The organism is Kosakonia sp. AG348, assembly GCF_003337365.1.
Lineage (GTDB): Bacteria > Pseudomonadota > Gammaproteobacteria > Enterobacterales > Enterobacteriaceae > Kosakonia.
The window spans coordinates 35,516-49,525 of sequence record NZ_QPJR01000010.1; the positions used below are offsets into that span (position 1 = coordinate 35,516).

The window sequence follows — 14,010 nt, forward strand, 5'->3', positions numbered from 1 at the left end:
AGCTCACATATGGAAATCTCCGAGTCACGACGTTTGTACCAACAGCTTGCCGCGGAGCTTAAAAGCCGTATTGAGCAAGGCGTCTATCTGGTGGGAGACAAACTGCCCGCCGAGCGCTTTATCGCCGATGAGAAAAGCGTCAGCCGGACCGTGGTTCGTGAAGCCATTATCATGCTTGAAGTAGAAGGGTATGTTGAAGTTCGCAAAGGCTCCGGCATTCATGTGATCTCCAACGTGGCACGCCACACCCAGGCGCCGGATGAAAACCTTGAGTTCGCCAATTACGGCCCGTTTGAGCTGCTGCAGGCTCGTCAGCTGATCGAAAGTAATATTGCTGAATTCGCCGCCACCCAGGTGACGAAACAGGACATCATGAAGCTGATGGAAATTCAGGATAACGCGCGTAAAGAGAAGTGTTTCCGCGATTCTGAGTGGGATTTGCAGTTCCATGTGCAGGTTGCGCTGGCCACACAAAACACGGCGCTGGCGGCCATCGTTGAGAAAATGTGGACACAGCGTGTTCACAACCCATACTGGAAAAAACTTCACGATCACATCGACTTACGCACCGTGGATAACTGGTGTGATGATCATGACCAGATCCTGCGCGCGCTGATTCGCAAAGACCCGCACGCGGCGAAACTGGCGATGTGGCAACATCTGGAAAACACCAAACAGATGCTGTTTAACGAAACCAGCGATGATTTCGAGTTCAACGCCGATCGCTATTTGTTTGCGGAAAACCCGGTGGTGCATCTCGATACCGCCGCAACCGGCAGCAAATAAAAAATGTCCTGTAAGGCGCACACTTACGCTGCGCCTGCCCGGTTTTAAGGTAAGTAAACCGTCTAGAGTGTCAGCCTTTGTAAATAGCCTCGCCTCCCCCTGCCGCGACAAGCAAAATCATCACCGAAACTCATTTTTCTGACTGACTCATAACGTCGGCATTTGTTACAATTGGATGCATTTGTCATCATATAAGTTAGTGCTTGCTCACAACGTCTGTTACCTGAATATGCCGTATCGAGTGTGCCACGAGCGACCATAATGTATTAAAGATAATCGCCGTGCTGTTCTGGGCGTGACGTAAACCGATGTACCAGGAATACTGAATGGAACTTTTAAGCCAATTACTCCATGCCCTCTGGAGCCAGGATTTCGCGACACTCTCGCAGCCCGGTATGATCGGCATGCTTTATTTTGTTTTATTTGTCATTTTATTTCTTGAAAACGGCCTGCTTCCGGCAGCGTTTCTTCCTGGCGATAGCCTGCTGGTACTGATTGGCGTACTGATTGCAAAAGGCGCGCTTGGATATCCACAAACCATTTTATTACTGACAGTGGCGGCAAGCCTGGGATGCTGGCTCAGTTACATTCAGGGGCGCTGGCTGGGTAATACGCGCATCGTGCAAAACTGGTTATCGCATCTTCCCGCACATTATCACCAGCGCGCGCACCATCTTTTCCACAAACATGGCCTTTCTGCCCTGTTGATTGGTCGTTTTATTGCATTTGTTCGCACCCTGTTACCAACTATTGCCGGACTTTCTGGTCTGAGTAATGCCCGCTTTCAGTTTTTCAACTGGATGAGCGGCCTGCTGTGGGTGCTGATACTGACCACGCTGGGTTATCTGCTGGGCAAGACGCCGGTGTTTCGTAAATACGAAGATGCGCTGATGTCCTGCCTGATGTTGCTTCCGGTAGTATTGCTGGTGATTGGCCTTGCCGGCTCACTGGTGGTGCTGTGGAAGAAAAAATACCGCAATCGGGGTTGAGACCATGGAATTGCAACGTCCCTTTTTACGCTGGTTACTGATGGGTGTCGCGGCGATGACCGTTTTCAGCGTGATGTTTTTCGCCTGGACGACGCTGCAAAACCGTGAATCAACGCTGGCGATTCGCCCGCTCACGCAAAATGTCAGCGTGCCGGATGGTTTCTCTGTCTGGCATCATCTGGATGCCAACGGCATTCATTTTAAAAGTATTACGCCGCAGGACGACACGCTGTTAATTAAATTTGAATCCAGTGAGCAGAGCGCGGCGGCGAAAATCGTGCTCGATCGCACCTTACCTCATGGTTACATCATTGCCGCTCAGGACGATGATAACAGCCAAACTTCCGCGTGGCTGACCCGCCTGCGCAACAGCACACATCGATTCGGTTAACCTTTCCAGGATTCTGAATCTTTTCACTCACTTTGGTGTTTGGCCGTTTACTTACTATGCTTGAGTACACGGAACCAGAGTTCGCTTTATGTCACTGGACGCTGGCGTAACCATCGTTTCGCTGGCCAACAATGGAAGGTTCTCGATTATGAAAAACCGCATCGCACTGGCGCTGGCCCTTTTTTCGCTTAGCGCATTTTCCCAGGCGGCTTCGCCCTGTCAGGAAAAGGAACATGAGATCCAGCGTGAAATCAGCTATGCCGAAAAGCATAACAATCAGAGCCGAATTAACGGCCTGAACAAGGCGCTGCGAGAAGTACGCGCCAATTGCTCTGACAGCAAGCTGCGCGCCGCCCATCAGAAAAAAATCGCTGAGATGAAAGAAGAAGTAGCCGGGCGCCGCCACGATCTCAATGAGGCAAAGCAAAAAGGCGATGCGGAGAAAATAAGCAAACGCGAGCACAAGCTGAAAGAGGCGCAGGCCGAACTGAAAGCCCTGGAAGCGCGTGACTACTGATTTAATGGAAATAACCACTCACTCACCTGGAGAGAATTATGTCGAAAGATAATGCTGACAATTTGCGCGCAGAGTTGAAATCCCTGGCGGATACGCTGGAAGAAGTGCTGAGCAATTCCAGTGATAAGTCGAAAGAAGAGCTGAGTAAATTACGCACCAAAGCGGAACAGGCGCTGCGCGACAGCCGTCACCGTTTGGGCGAAACCGGCGATGCGCTCGCCCGCCAAACCCGTGAAGCGGCTGCGCGTACCGATGAGTATGTGCGTGAAAACCCGTGGGCCAGCGTAGGTATCGGCGCCGCCGTCGGTGTGGTGCTGGGCGTACTGCTGTCGCGTCGCTAAGATGACGGATTTGCGAAACGCGCAAGGGCCGGGCAAAAGCGTACTGGGGATTGGTCAACGCATTGTGACCATTCTTGTTGAAATGGTTGAGACCCGCCTGCGGCTGGCGGTTGTCGAGCTGGAAGAAGAGAAAGCGAACTTATTCCAGCTGCTGCTTATGGTAGGGCTAACCATGCTTTTCGCCGCATTTGGCCTGATGAGTCTGATGGTGCTGATTATCTGGGCCATCGATCCGCAATATCGCCTCAACGCGATGATTGCAACCACCGTCGTGTTGCTGGTGCTGGCGTTGATAGGCGGCATCTGGACATTGCGTAAAGCGCGGGCCTCGACGCTGCTGCGTCATACTCGCCAGGAGCTGGCAAACGACCGTGCCTTGCTGGAGGAGGATAAGTGAGCGGCAAAGCGGAACGTCTGAAGCGCAAAGCACGTTTGCTCAGTGAGATCCAACAACAACGCCTGGATCTCACCGCCAGCCGCCGTGAGTGGCTGGAAGCCACCGGAGCCTACGATCGCGGCTGGAATACGCTGCTCAGCTTGCGCTCCTGGGCGCTGGTGGGCAGCAGCGCGATGGCGATATGGTCCGTGCGCCACCCCAATATGCTTGTGCGCTGGGCTAAACGCGGTTTAGGCGCATGGAGCTTATGGCGGCTGGTCAAATCAACGCTCAACGCAACGCACTGATACACAATCACAGCACGGCTTACGCGGGCGATGGTTATCCATCGCCCGTTTGCTTTGGTGCTTGCTCAGTTTTTTTGAAAAAATTCGACAGTTTTCCTTGCTAACAATCTTTTCCCGTCACGATTATTATCCTCTCCATCGACAGCAAGCACGCGGCACACGCCCGTAATTGCAGACCTTTTACTGAAAGCCGCTATTGTGGTTCCCTGGAGAGAAAGATGAAAAAATTAGAAGATGTTGGTTTCCTGGTTGCTCGTATCCTGATGCCGATTCTGTTTATTACCGCAGGCTGGGGCAAAATCACCGGTTATGCAGGCACTCAGCAATATATGGAAGCGATGGGCGTGCCGGGGTTCTTCCTGCCGCTGACCATTCTTCTTGAGTTTGGCGGCGGTCTGGCGATCTTGTTCGGTTTCCTGACCCGTACTACAGCGCTGTTCACCGCAGGTTTTACGCTGCTGACCGCGTTCATCTTCCACAGCAACTTTGCAGAAGGCGTGAACTCGCTGATGTTCATGAAAAACCTGACCATCGCTGGCGGTTACTTGCTGCTGGGCATTACTGGTCCGGGCGCCATCAGTATCGACCGCGTCCTGAATAAAAAATGGTAAGCGCTCTATACTGAGTGAAGAGATCAAAGCGAGGAGACCACTCCTCGCTTTTGCTATTCAGAAGGAGGAGACAAAATGGGACAACTGATTGACGGCGTCTGGCACGACAACTGGTATGACACCAAATCCACCGGCGGACGTTTCCAGCGCTCGGTATCCGCATTTCGCAACTGGCTTACCGCAGATGGCGCACCAGGTCCTTCTGGCGAAGGTGGCTTTGCCGCCGAGAAAGACCGCTACCACTTATATGTTTCACTCGCCTGCCCGTGGGCGCATCGCACGCTGATCCTGCGTAAACTCAAAGGCCTTGAGCCGTTTATCTCTGTTTCCGTGGTCAACCCGTTGATGCTGGAGAACGGCTGGACATTTGACGATGACTTTCCGGCGGCAACTGGCGACACGCTGTATCAACACGAATTCCTTTATCAGCTCTACCTGCACGCCGACCCGCACTACACCGGGCGCGTCACGGTGCCTGTGCTGTGGGATAAAAAGAATCACACGATTGTCAGCAATGAATCGGCGGAAATCATCCGCATGTTCAATACCGCTTTTGACGGTCTGGGCGCAAAAGCGGGCGATTACTACCCGCCAGAATTACGCGACCAGATCGATGAATTGAATGGCTGGATCTACGACAACGTGAATAACGGTGTCTATAAAGCCGGTTTCGCCACCAGCCAGCAGGCGTATGACGAAGCGGTGGTCAATGTTTTCAATGCGCTGGAACGCCTTGAGCAGATCCTCGGACAGCATCGTTACCTGACCGGTGACCGGCTTACGGAAGCGGATATCCGCCTGTGGACAACGCTGGTGCGTTTCGATCCGGTCTATGTCACTCACTTCAAATGCGATAAGCACCGCATCAGCGACTATCTGAATCTGCACGGCTTTCTGCGCGACATTTATCAGATGCCGGGCGTTGCGGAAACGGTCGATTTCGCCCATATCCGCAACCACTATTACCGCAGCCACAAAACCATTAACCCGACCGGAATTATCTCTATCGGGCCGTGGCAGGATCTGGATGAGCCACACGGACGCGACCTGCGTTTCTCCTGATCTTCCGGGCGCGTTTCATCGCGCCCAAATTATTTCTCGCCGGGTTTTCGCTTTGTATTTTTGCCGTCTATTCTTACAGGGATCGTTGAGAAAACAACGGATTGACCGTTGATCGAGGTGGGAAATGGACTGGTATTTTAGGGTACTGAGCAACTACGCGACATTTCATGGACGCGCGCACCGCCGCGAATTCTGGATGTTCACACTGGTCAACCTTATCCTCTTTGGCGTGCTGTATGTGGTCGACAGGATCATCGGCTGGCACCTGTTAAGCCAGATTTACGCCCTGCTGGTGCTGGTGCCAAACCTGGCGGTTCAGGTACGCCGCCTGCATGATACCAACCGGAGCTGGCGCTGGCTGTTGCTGCTGCTGTTTCCGGTGATTGGCTGGTTGATGCTGCTGGCGTTTTACAGCCAGCGCGGCACGCCGGTAGAAAACCCCTTTGGCCCCGTACCGAAAGCGTTCCCCTGAATGGCATTGCTCCACCAATGTGGAGCAATGACTTATTTACCGGCAAACAGCTTGGGAATTTCCCGCAGACACCAGGCTTTCGCTTCGCCCATACTGTCGCGACGCCAGGCCATAATAATATCTACCTGGCTGGTATATTCCGGGCTCACAACACGTAAGCGACCTTCGGCGATATCCTGTTCCACCAGTGGATAAGGCATCGTCGCCACGCCCAGGCCGGACAGCAGCGCCTGGCGTTTATCCTCGATGGTACTCACCGTCAGCCTTGGCTGCTTATCCAAAAGCTGTACCGTCAGCACCGGACGCTCGCGGGCGGTATCGGCAACAGCCACGCCGCGGTATTTCACGCGCGTCACTTCCGAGAGCGGTTCCGCTTCCTGGTGGATCGGGTGATCCGGCGCAGCAACGTAGACGTTCATCACCGAGTAAAGCTTGCGTGAGTTGATTTCCGACGAGGAGCGAAAATGCATATCCGGAGCGACGACAATATCGGCACGCCCCTGCTCCAGCCGCTCCCACGCCCCGGCCAGCACTTCAGTAATGATCGATAACTGCGTATTGGCTTTTGCCGCCAGCCGGTCGACCAGCGGAAACAGCTCGACTGTCGGCACCAGCGCTTCAGTGACCAGCGTCAGATGCGTTTCCCAGCCGCGCGCCAGCGCTTCTGCGTCGGTTGTCAGTTTATCGGCGGCTTCCAGCAATACGCGACCGCGCTCCAGCAGCATTCGCCCGACATTGGTGAATTTCGTTCGGTGCCCGGAGCGGTCAAACAGCACGACATCCAGCTCTTCTTCAAGTTTTTGCATGGTATAGCTGAGCGCAGAAGGCACGCGTCCCAACTCATCCGCCGCCGCGGCAAAGCTTCCACGCCGGTCAATCGCATCCATCACGCGTAACGCTTCGAGCGTCAGCGCCCTTTCTTTGGCCATGAGTGTTCTCATTCAGGAAATTTGAACATACCGGGCAGAATATCTGGCTAACAATGCAGCGTCCATACCTTTAACATTGTTTTAAGTAAAGAGAGGTCGACAATTATGATTACTACCCGTACTGCGAAACAATGCGGACAAGCTGACTTCGGCTGGCTTCAGGCCCGCTACACTTTTTCTTTTGGACATTACTTCGACCCGAAATTACTGGGCTATGCCTCCCTGCGTGTGTTGAACCAGGAAGTGCTCGCCCCTGGCGCATCGTTCCAGCCACGCACCTACCCGAAAGTGGATATTTTAAATCTGATTCTGGAAGGCGAAGCGGAGTATCGCGACAGCGAGGGCAACCATGTCCAGGCGAAAGCCGGTGAAGCATTGTTAATTGCCACCCAGCCCGGCATCAGCTACAGCGAACATAACCTGAGCAAAGACAAATCGTTAACGCGTATGCAGTTATGGCTGGATGCCTGCCCCGAGCGTGAAAACCCGCCGGTGCAAAAAATGACCATTGCCGATGTGGCGCAGCAACTGCTGGCTTCCCCCGATGGCAGCCAGGGAAGTTTGCAGCTCCGCCAGCAAGTGTGGCTGCATCATATCGAGCTTGCCAAAGGCGAAGAGTTACAGATTCAACTGCATGGCCCGCGCGCCTATTTGCAATCGATTCACGGTACGGTACACGCCGTGACACATTGCGAAGCAAAAGAAGCGCTCACCTGTGGTGACGGTGCGTTTATTCGTGACGAGGCTAACATAACCCTGGTTGCGGATACGCCGTTGCGCGCTTTGCTGATAGATTTACCCGTGTGATAGTTGCGTTACGTAAGTGAGTAAATGAAATGAGCAGCACAATGAATTTTATGACAGACCCTACACAGCAAACCCCACTCCCCGCCCTGGCTGGATTCGGTTATGAAGAGATGCTGACAGAGCTGGAAGCAATCGTCGCAGAAGCCGTTGTCCGACTGGCGGAAGAAGAAGCCACCGCCTGACCCATAAGCCCCGGCGCATCAGACCGGGGCAAATCTCTACTGAACCCTATTGTCGTTCTTCGCGAACTTAGCACGCCCGGTTTCGTGCCTGAAATTGCCCCGGCGTGCTGCCAAAGCGCAGCTTAAATGCGGCGATAAAAGCACTGACATTATCGTACCCGCAGCGTTCTGCCGTCTCACTTACCGACACCCCGCGCAGCAGATGCGCCATCGATGCCAGGACTTTTGCCTGCTGCCGCCACTGGCTAAAACTCAGCCCGGTTTGTTCGCTGAACAAGCGGCTTAATGTTCTGACGCTCAAGCCAAAGAGCTTAGCCAGTTGCGCCTGATTTGCCACATGGTGTGGCTCCGACAACAGCAGTTCAGCCACCCGTTTCGCCCGACGATCCTGCGGCAGGGTTAACTGCAACGGCGCGCCTGGTGCTACGCGAATCTCCTCCATCATCACCGCCAGAAGCGATGCCTGGCGAGACGGGTCGCACTGCGTTATACGTTCCATCAAAAGCATCATAAACGGATCGGCAGGCCACACTCCCGCGAAAGCGGGGGCATCATCGTGGTTGAGTTGCAGGCTATGTCCTTCTACCTCGCCCACGCTCCAGGCGCAGTGGCGCATCTGTGCAGGAAACCAGCCGACAGTCGCGGGCGTTAGCGCCCATTGCGCCTGCTCCGTTTTCACAATCATCATCCCCCGCTGAATGCAAAACAGCTGCCCGCTGGCATGCTGGTGCCACGCGGTGATGTGCTTGTTTTGATGCGTGAGTCGCTGCTTTTGTACGATTAACATGGCTGATAAACCGTATTTGATGTCCTGATACGGTTAATATACCAACGCGGTGTAGCGATATCCTCTCTAACAGGCTCAAATGAGGATAACCATGATGGACATCACCCAACATATCACCCTGGCTTTACAACGCGTTGTTTGCCACCCTGACCATAACGAAGCGAAAATTCGCCAATTCTTCTCGCCGGATTATCAACAAGTTGTCGACGGGCAGTCGCTTGATTTCACGGGATTTGTCGAACACATGGCGAAACTCAAACATCTGACGCACGCCATTGACGTGACTGTGGTCGCCATTGCCGGGCAAAACAATGACGTATTGACGCACCATCTTGTGGCGGTGAGTAAGAAAGATGGCTCTCAGGCACACATTGACGTGTTTGCGCATTTCACGCTGGAGAACGGGCTAATCACCCGTTGCGAGGAGTTAACCCGGCTGGTGCGTGGCACGGCGCAAGACCGCTCACTGGGCAGCGTTAGATAACCGCGTCTTGTCGCGCTCGGTCACTTCCTGCACGAAACGGCGCAGGATCTCCGCCGCGCCCGGCGCGGGCAGCACGCTGGCGACTAAGCTGTCGGCATCGGTGCCCTCTTTTTCGATGTGCGCGCGATTCAAACGCAGCAGATCGGTCGCGATTTCCGGCGTCATTTCCGGGTGGAACTGCACCGAAATGGCCCGTGGCCCGTAGCGAACGATCTGATGATTATCATGGGCAGAAGAGGCCAGCACCGATGCGCCTTCAGGCAGCCGCGTTACCGTTTGCCGGTGCGTCAGGTGCGCAGGGAAACTTTCAGACAGGTGGCTGAGTAGCGGATCGTTGTGCGCCGAGGCGTTCAAATAAACGGTTTTTGTCCCCGCTTCACGGCCCTGCGGATGGTATTCAACATTCCCGCCCAGGGCCCAGGACATCAGTTGATGACCATAGCAAACGCCAAAGAGCGGCATCTCAACCGCAATGGCTTCGCGGATCCATTCTGCGGTCTTCTCGCTCCACGGCAGCCTGTCGGAAACCATCGCCCATGAACCGGTAATGATCGCTGCCCGGCGCGCATCCGGGGCTGGCAGCGTTTCGCCTTCAAAAACGCGAACCACGTCCACCTCTTCAGGAGCACACCCGATAGCCCGGCAAAACCAATGCGGAACATCCCCGTGGGCGTCACGTAAAGGCTTCGGGGCATCCCCCATCTGAATAATGATCAATGATTTTTGTTCCATGACGGCAGCGACTCCCGCGATGCTAGTTTCAAAACCGTTTAAGAACATGTTAGCGCTTTTCGACAGCCTTCCGACGGGATATTTATTTATAAGGTTAGAAGTGCCGGTGCTTAACGGTACGGCGCGCGCAACAGCAAAAAGCCTGCAAACTGCCTCTATCAAAAAAGCAAACCCCCGCCGAAGCGGGATCTTACCTGCACAGTCGAAACTGACCAGTCAGCCGCGTTCTTTCATCGAAAGCGGAGTGGACAGTCATTCAGCTTTAGCCGCCAGAAAGCAAAAATCCCGCCGAAGCGGGTTCTTATCTGAACAGTCGAAACTGACCGGTAAGCCGCGTTCCTTCATAGAAAGCGGAGTGGACAGTCATTCAGCTTTAGCCGCCAGAAAGCAAAAACCCCGCCGAAGCGGGTTCTTATCTGAACAGTCGAAACTGACCGGTAAGCCGCTTTCTTTCATCGAAAGCGGAGTGGACAGTCATTCAGCTTTAGCCGCCAGAAAGCAAAAACCCCGCCGAAGCGGATTCTTATCTGAACAGTCGAAACTGGCCGGTAAGCCGCGTTCCTTCATCGAAAACGGAGTGGACAGTCATTCAGCTTTAGCCGCCAGAAAGCAAAAATCCCGCCGAAGCGGGTTCTTATCTGAACAGTCGAAACTGGCCGGTAAGCCGCGTTCTTTCATCGAAAACGGAGTGGACAGTCATTCAGCTTTAGCCGCCAGAAAGCAAAAATCCCGCCGAAGCGGGTTCTTATCTGAACAGTCGAAACTAGCCGGTAAGCCGCGTTCTTTCATCGAAAGCGGAGTGGACAGTCATTCAGCTTTAGCCGCCAGAAAGCAAAAACCCCGCCGAAGCGGGGTTTTATTAATAGTCGAAACTGACCGATAAGCCGGGTTCTGTCGTGGACAGTCATTCATCTAGGCCAGCAATCGCTCACTGGCTCAAGCAGCCTACCCGGGTTCAGTACGGGCCGTACCTTGTGAACCCCTATTTGGCCTTGCTCCGGGTGGAGTTTACCGTGCCGCGAACTGTTGCCAGACGCGCGGTGCGCTCTTACCGCACCCTTTCACCCTTACCTGATCCCACTTGCGTGGGCCATCGGCGGTTTGCTCTCTGTTGCACTGGTCGTAGGCTTGCGCCTCCCAGGCGTTACCTGGCACCCTGCCCTATGGAGCCCGGACTTTCCTCCCCTCCGCCCGTCTCCCCCGAAGAGGACGACGACGAAGCGGCGACTGTCTGGTCAGCTTCGGCGCGCAGTATAGAGGGTTTGCTTGCGCCTGTCACCCTTCCGTCAACATTCCCACTTGCAAGGTGGCGGCAATATTGCGCGATGCGCGATAAATATTGTCAAACGCGCCACGAAACGCCTCTTCCAGCGTACCGATGCTGGTCAGCACGCTAAATACGGCGTCAATGCCGTACTGGTGAACCACGCCCACGTCGCTGGTCAAACTCCCGGCGATACCGATCACTGGCTTGTGGTATTTTTTGGCGACATGCGCCACGCCCACCGGCACTTTTCCGTGGATACTCTGGCTGTCGATGCGCCCTTCGCCGGTCACTACCAGTGTGCAATCGTGAATATGCTCTTCAAGATTGAGCGCCTGCGTCACGATCTCAATGCCGCTGCGTAATTCCGCGCCGAGAAAAGCCATCAATGCCGCGCCCATCCCGCCTGCTGCGCCGGAGCCCGGCACGTTTTTCACATCAACGCGCAGCGATTTTTTAATAACATCGGCGAAATGACTCAGGTTGCGATCCAGCTCGACAATCAACGCTTCCGTCGCCCCTTTTTGCGGGCCAAAAATGCGTGATGCGCCCTGCTCGCCGATCAAAGGGTTAGTGACATCGCAGGCGACACGCAGCGTGCAGTGTTGTAAACGCGGATCGAGCCCGGAAATATCAATGCCGTTCAGGCTTATCAGGCTACCGCCGCCGTAGCCGATTTCCGTCCCGTTAGCATCGGTCAGTTTCGCGCCCAGCGCCTGCACCATACCCGCGCCGCCGTCGTTAGTTGCGCTACCGCCAATGCCGATAATAATAGTGGTCGCCCCCTGTTCCAGCGCGTGCAAAATAAGTTCCCCGGTGCCGCGCGAAGTGGTAATCAAAGGGTTACGTAATTCAGGTGGAACCAGCGCCAGCCCGCTCGCCGCCGCCATTTCAATAAACGCGGTTTTTCCGTCGCCCGACATCCCCCAGCAGGCTTCAACATGTTTCCCCAGCGGTCCAGTGACGCGCGCGGTATGCACCGTGCCATTCGTGGCGGCAATCATGGCTTCAACCGTACCTTCGCCACCATCCGCAACCGGAACGGAAACATATTGAGCATCCGGGAAAATCTCCCGAAATCCTTTTTCTATCGCCTGCGCTACTTCAGTAGCTGAAAGGCTTTCTTTGTAAGAGTCTGGGGCGATTACGATTTTCATAGTTGTGAGCCTGATAGTGCCGCGCACTTCACCCTTCAGGCCAATAGCGGCCTGAAGAAGTGGATAAATAAGGAGTCAAGGGCGCAGCGCCGCGCCCTTTTGATTAACGAGTTACTTCGATCTTCGCCAGTTTCTCGTAATAGCATGCCAGCGCGCTGTGGTCGGCATTGCCCAGACCGTCTGCACGCAGCGCCTGCATCATCTCCATCACTGCGGCTGTCAGCGGCAACTGCGCGCCAACGCCGTGCGAGGTATCCAGCGCGTTGGAAAGGTCTTTGATATGCAGATCAATACGGAAGCCCGGTTTGAAGTTGCGATCCATCACCATCGGCGCTTTCGCGTCCAGCACGGTGCTGCCCGCCAGCCCGCCACGAATCGCCTGGTAGACCAGATCCGGGTTAACGCCCGCTTTAGTCGCCAGCGTCAGCGCTTCAGACATCGCGGCAATATTCAACGCCACGATCACCTGGTTCGCCAGTTTGGTCACGTTGCCCGCGCCGATATCACCGGTGTGCACCACAGAACCCGCCATCGCTTTCAGCAGATCGTAATATTTGTCGAAAATCGCTTTGTCCCCGCCCACCATCACCGACAGCGTGCCGTCGATGGCTTTCGGCTCGCCGCCGCTGACCGGCGCGTCCAGCATGTCAATGCCTTTCGCTTTCAGCGCCTCGCTGATTTCACGGCTGGCCAGCGGTGCGATGGAGCTCATGTCGATAAGCACAGTACCAGGCTTCGCGCCTTCGATGATGCCGCCTTCGCCCAGCGCCACTTCTTTTACGTGCGGGGAGTTCGGCAGCATGGTGATAATCACATCGCACTGCTCAGCAACGGCTTTCGCGCTGGTTACGGCTTCAGCGCCTGCGGCAATCACTTCAGCCACGGCGTCCTGGTTACGATCCACGACCACCAGTGAGTAACCGGCTTTAATGAGGTTTTTACTCATTGGTTTACCCATGATACCCAGGCCAATGAAACCAACTTTCATCGTCATAATTGCGTCTCTCTCTTTAATGGTGGTTTGATTATTTCTTAAAGGTGTCGGCCAGCTTCTGCGTGGCTGAGCGGAACACGCCAAGGTCGCTGCCAACGGCTACCACGGTCGCGCCCCATTCGAGGTAGCGGCGTGCGTCGGCTTCAACCGGCGCCAGAATACCGCTCGGTTTGTTGTGCGCTTTGGCGCGCGCAAAAATGTGTTGAATGGTGCGCTGTACTTCCGGGTGCGCGGCATTGCCGATGTAACCCAGCGTGGCGGCCAGATCGCTTGGGCCAACAAACACGCCGTCTACGCCGTCGGTTGCCAGAATGGCATCGAGGTTATCCACCCCCGCCTGGCTTTCGATCTGCACCAGAATCGTGATATTGGCGTTGGACTGGCGGAAGTAATCCGGCACGGTGCCGAACATATTGGCGCGGTGCGAAACAGAGACACCGCGAATGCCTTCCGGCGGATAGCGGGTCGCCGCCACGGCGTTTACCGCTTCTTCTTCGGTTTCGACAAACGGGATCAGGAAGTTATAGAAACCGATATCCAGCAGGCGTTTGATAATCACCGGATCGTTGGTCGGAACCCGTACCACCGGCGCGCTAACGCTGCCCTTTAATGCCATTAATTGCGGTACAAAAGTGAGCACGTCGTTTGGGGCGTGTTCGCCGTCCAGTAACAGCCAGTCAAAACCCGCCAGGCCCAGAACTTCAGTGCTGATATGACTACCCAGCGCAGACCAACAACCGATTTGAATCTGTTGCGCCGCCAGCGCGGCCTTGAATTTGTTTGGGAAGATATCGTTATTCATCTTTTGTACCTTAATGAGT

At 54.8% G+C, this 14,010-nt stretch carries 19 protein-coding genes and 1 other RNA gene; 13 read left to right on the forward strand and 7 right to left on the reverse strand.

The window, feature by feature from the left end; all coding sequences use genetic code 11:
* The first annotated feature begins 9 nt into the window (after positions 1–9).
* From exuR to DFO56_RS20460, 10 genes are all read left to right on the forward strand, one after another.
* The gene (gene exuR, locus DFO56_RS20415; RefSeq protein WP_020455378.1) at positions 10–786 is read left to right on the forward strand and encodes a transcriptional regulator ExuR; all 777 of its coding nucleotides are present in this window, start codon (positions 10–12) and stop codon (positions 784–786) included.
* A 326-nt stretch (positions 787–1,112) separates the two neighbouring features.
* Complete coding sequence (gene yqjA, locus DFO56_RS20420) at positions 1,113–1,775, forward strand: DedA family general envelope maintenance protein YqjA (RefSeq protein WP_017457404.1); 663 nt, start codon at positions 1,113–1,115, stop codon at positions 1,773–1,775.
* Between the two features lie 4 nt (positions 1,776–1,779).
* A complete protein-coding gene (mzrA, locus tag DFO56_RS20425; protein ID WP_020455379.1) occupies positions 1,780–2,166 on the forward strand; it encodes an EnvZ/OmpR regulon moderator MzrA in 387 nt (128 codons plus the stop codon).
* Between the two features lie 148 nt (positions 2,167–2,314).
* Positions 2,315–2,683 (forward strand): DUF1090 domain-containing protein, encoded by a 369-nt coding sequence (locus tag DFO56_RS20430; RefSeq protein ID WP_044489740.1) that lies wholly within the window; start codon positions 2,315–2,317, stop codon positions 2,681–2,683.
* Between the two features lie 38 nt (positions 2,684–2,721).
* Positions 2,722–3,024, forward strand: a complete 303-nt coding sequence (locus tag DFO56_RS20435; RefSeq protein WP_045513179.1) for a YqjD family protein — start codon at positions 2,722–2,724, stop codon at positions 3,022–3,024.
* A gap of 1 nt (position 3,025) precedes the next feature.
* Positions 3,026–3,421 (forward strand): phage holin family protein, encoded by a 396-nt coding sequence (locus tag DFO56_RS20440; protein ID WP_017457400.1) that lies wholly within the window; start codon positions 3,026–3,028, stop codon positions 3,419–3,421.
* The gene (locus DFO56_RS20445) at positions 3,418–3,708 is read left to right on the forward strand and encodes a YqjK-like family protein (RefSeq protein ID WP_017457399.1); all 291 of its coding nucleotides are present in this window, start codon (positions 3,418–3,420) and stop codon (positions 3,706–3,708) included. The genes DFO56_RS20440 and DFO56_RS20445 overlap by 4 nt, the downstream gene beginning before the upstream one ends.
* Positions 3,709–3,926: 218 nt before the next feature.
* Positions 3,927–4,319 (forward strand): DoxX family protein, encoded by a 393-nt coding sequence (locus DFO56_RS20450; RefSeq protein WP_020455382.1) that lies wholly within the window; start codon positions 3,927–3,929, stop codon positions 4,317–4,319.
* A gap of 75 nt (positions 4,320–4,394) precedes the next feature.
* Entirely contained in the window at positions 4,395–5,381 is a 987-nt protein-coding gene (locus DFO56_RS20455; protein ID WP_045513181.1) for a glutathione S-transferase family protein, read from the forward strand.
* 124 nt (positions 5,382–5,505) lie between these two features.
* Entirely contained in the window at positions 5,506–5,853 is a 348-nt protein-coding gene (locus DFO56_RS20460; RefSeq protein WP_045513183.1) for a DUF805 domain-containing protein, read from the forward strand.
* Positions 5,854–5,885: 32 nt separating this feature from the next.
* On the opposite strand, the gene DFO56_RS20465 is transcribed toward DFO56_RS20460, so the two are convergent.
* Positions 5,886–6,782: a LysR family transcriptional regulator gene (locus tag DFO56_RS20465; protein WP_020455385.1), complete on the reverse strand. Its 897-nt coding sequence runs from the start codon at positions 6,780–6,782 to the stop codon at positions 5,886–5,888.
* A gap of 105 nt (positions 6,783–6,887) precedes the next feature.
* Here DFO56_RS20465 and DFO56_RS20470 point away from each other — a divergent pair, with 105 nt between their 5' ends.
* On the forward strand, positions 6,888–7,589 hold the full coding sequence (locus DFO56_RS20470; RefSeq protein ID WP_020455386.1) for a pirin family protein: 702 nt from the start codon (positions 6,888–6,890) through the stop codon (positions 7,587–7,589).
* Between the two features lie 50 nt (positions 7,590–7,639).
* Positions 7,640–7,771: a hypothetical protein gene (locus DFO56_RS25100; RefSeq protein ID WP_370447824.1), complete on the forward strand. Its 132-nt coding sequence runs from the start codon at positions 7,640–7,642 to the stop codon at positions 7,769–7,771.
* Between the two features lie 67 nt (positions 7,772–7,838).
* Here DFO56_RS25100 and DFO56_RS20475 read toward each other — a convergent pair whose 3' ends face one another.
* Positions 7,839–8,558: an AraC family transcriptional regulator gene (locus tag DFO56_RS20475; RefSeq protein ID WP_045513187.1), complete on the reverse strand. Its 720-nt coding sequence runs from the start codon at positions 8,556–8,558 to the stop codon at positions 7,839–7,841.
* Between the two features lie 91 nt (positions 8,559–8,649).
* Here DFO56_RS20475 and DFO56_RS20480 point away from each other — a divergent pair, with 91 nt between their 5' ends.
* Positions 8,650–9,042: a nuclear transport factor 2 family protein gene (locus tag DFO56_RS20480; RefSeq protein ID WP_020455389.1), complete on the forward strand. Its 393-nt coding sequence runs from the start codon at positions 8,650–8,652 to the stop codon at positions 9,040–9,042.
* On the opposite strand, the gene DFO56_RS20485 is transcribed toward DFO56_RS20480, so the two are convergent.
* From DFO56_RS20485 to garL, 5 genes are all read right to left on the reverse strand, one after another.
* On the reverse strand, positions 9,022–9,774 hold the full coding sequence (locus DFO56_RS20485) for a glutamine amidotransferase (protein WP_045513190.1): 753 nt from the start codon (positions 9,772–9,774) through the stop codon (positions 9,022–9,024). The two genes, DFO56_RS20480 and DFO56_RS20485, sit on opposite strands and share 21 nt — an antisense overlap.
* An 864-nt stretch (positions 9,775–10,638) precedes the next feature.
* An RNA gene (rnpB, locus tag DFO56_RS20495) (RNase P RNA component class A) lies at positions 10,639–11,017 on the reverse strand.
* Positions 11,018–11,049: 32 nt separating this feature from the next.
* Positions 11,050–12,195, reverse strand: a complete 1,146-nt coding sequence (gene garK, locus DFO56_RS20500) for a glycerate 2-kinase (protein WP_020455392.1) — start codon at positions 12,193–12,195, stop codon at positions 11,050–11,052.
* Between the two features lie 103 nt (positions 12,196–12,298).
* Positions 12,299–13,189, reverse strand: a complete 891-nt coding sequence (gene garR / locus DFO56_RS20505; RefSeq protein WP_020455393.1) for a 2-hydroxy-3-oxopropionate reductase — start codon at positions 13,187–13,189, stop codon at positions 12,299–12,301.
* Between the two features lie 31 nt (positions 13,190–13,220).
* Positions 13,221–13,991, reverse strand: coding sequence for a 2-dehydro-3-deoxyglucarate aldolase (gene garL, locus DFO56_RS20510; protein ID WP_020455394.1), 771 nt, complete (start codon positions 13,989–13,991; stop codon positions 13,221–13,223).
* Between the last annotated feature and the right edge of the window lie 19 nt (positions 13,992–14,010).

Coding starts and splice junctions, on each gene's coding strand:
- exuR (WP_020455378.1), top strand. CDS start 10: ATGGAAATCTCCGAGTCACGACGTTTGTACCAACAGCTTGCCGCGGAG.
- yqjA (WP_017457404.1), top strand. CDS start 1,113: ATGGAACTTTTAAGCCAATTACTCCATGCCCTCTGGAGCCAGGATTTC.
- mzrA (WP_020455379.1), top strand. CDS start 1,780: ATGGAATTGCAACGTCCCTTTTTACGCTGGTTACTGATGGGTGTCGCG.
- DFO56_RS20430 (WP_044489740.1), top strand. CDS start 2,315: ATGAAAAACCGCATCGCACTGGCGCTGGCCCTTTTTTCGCTTAGCGCA.
- DFO56_RS20435 (WP_045513179.1), top strand. CDS start 2,722: ATGTCGAAAGATAATGCTGACAATTTGCGCGCAGAGTTGAAATCCCTG.
- DFO56_RS20440 (WP_017457400.1), top strand. CDS start 3,026: ATGACGGATTTGCGAAACGCGCAAGGGCCGGGCAAAAGCGTACTGGGG.
- DFO56_RS20450 (WP_020455382.1), top strand. CDS start 3,927: ATGAAAAAATTAGAAGATGTTGGTTTCCTGGTTGCTCGTATCCTGATG.
- DFO56_RS20455 (WP_045513181.1), top strand. CDS start 4,395: ATGGGACAACTGATTGACGGCGTCTGGCACGACAACTGGTATGACACC.
- DFO56_RS20460 (WP_045513183.1), top strand. CDS start 5,506: ATGGACTGGTATTTTAGGGTACTGAGCAACTACGCGACATTTCATGGA.
- DFO56_RS20465 (WP_020455385.1), bottom strand. CDS start 6,782: ATGGCCAAAGAAAGGGCGCTGACGCTCGAAGCGTTACGCGTGATGGAT.
- DFO56_RS20470 (WP_020455386.1), top strand. CDS start 6,888: ATGATTACTACCCGTACTGCGAAACAATGCGGACAAGCTGACTTCGGC.
- DFO56_RS25100 (WP_370447824.1), top strand. CDS start 7,640: ATGACAGACCCTACACAGCAAACCCCACTCCCCGCCCTGGCTGGATTC.
- DFO56_RS20475 (WP_045513187.1), bottom strand. CDS start 8,558: ATGTTAATCGTACAAAAGCAGCGACTCACGCATCAAAACAAGCACATC.
- DFO56_RS20480 (WP_020455389.1), top strand. CDS start 8,650: ATGATGGACATCACCCAACATATCACCCTGGCTTTACAACGCGTTGTT.
- DFO56_RS20485 (WP_045513190.1), bottom strand. CDS start 9,774: ATGGAACAAAAATCATTGATCATTATTCAGATGGGGGATGCCCCGAAG.
- garK (WP_020455392.1), bottom strand. CDS start 12,195: ATGAAAATCGTAATCGCCCCAGACTCTTACAAAGAAAGCCTTTCAGCT.
- garR (WP_020455393.1), bottom strand. CDS start 13,189: ATGACGATGAAAGTTGGTTTCATTGGCCTGGGTATCATGGGTAAACCA.
- garL (WP_020455394.1), bottom strand. CDS start 13,991: ATGAATAACGATATCTTCCCAAACAAATTCAAGGCCGCGCTGGCGGCG.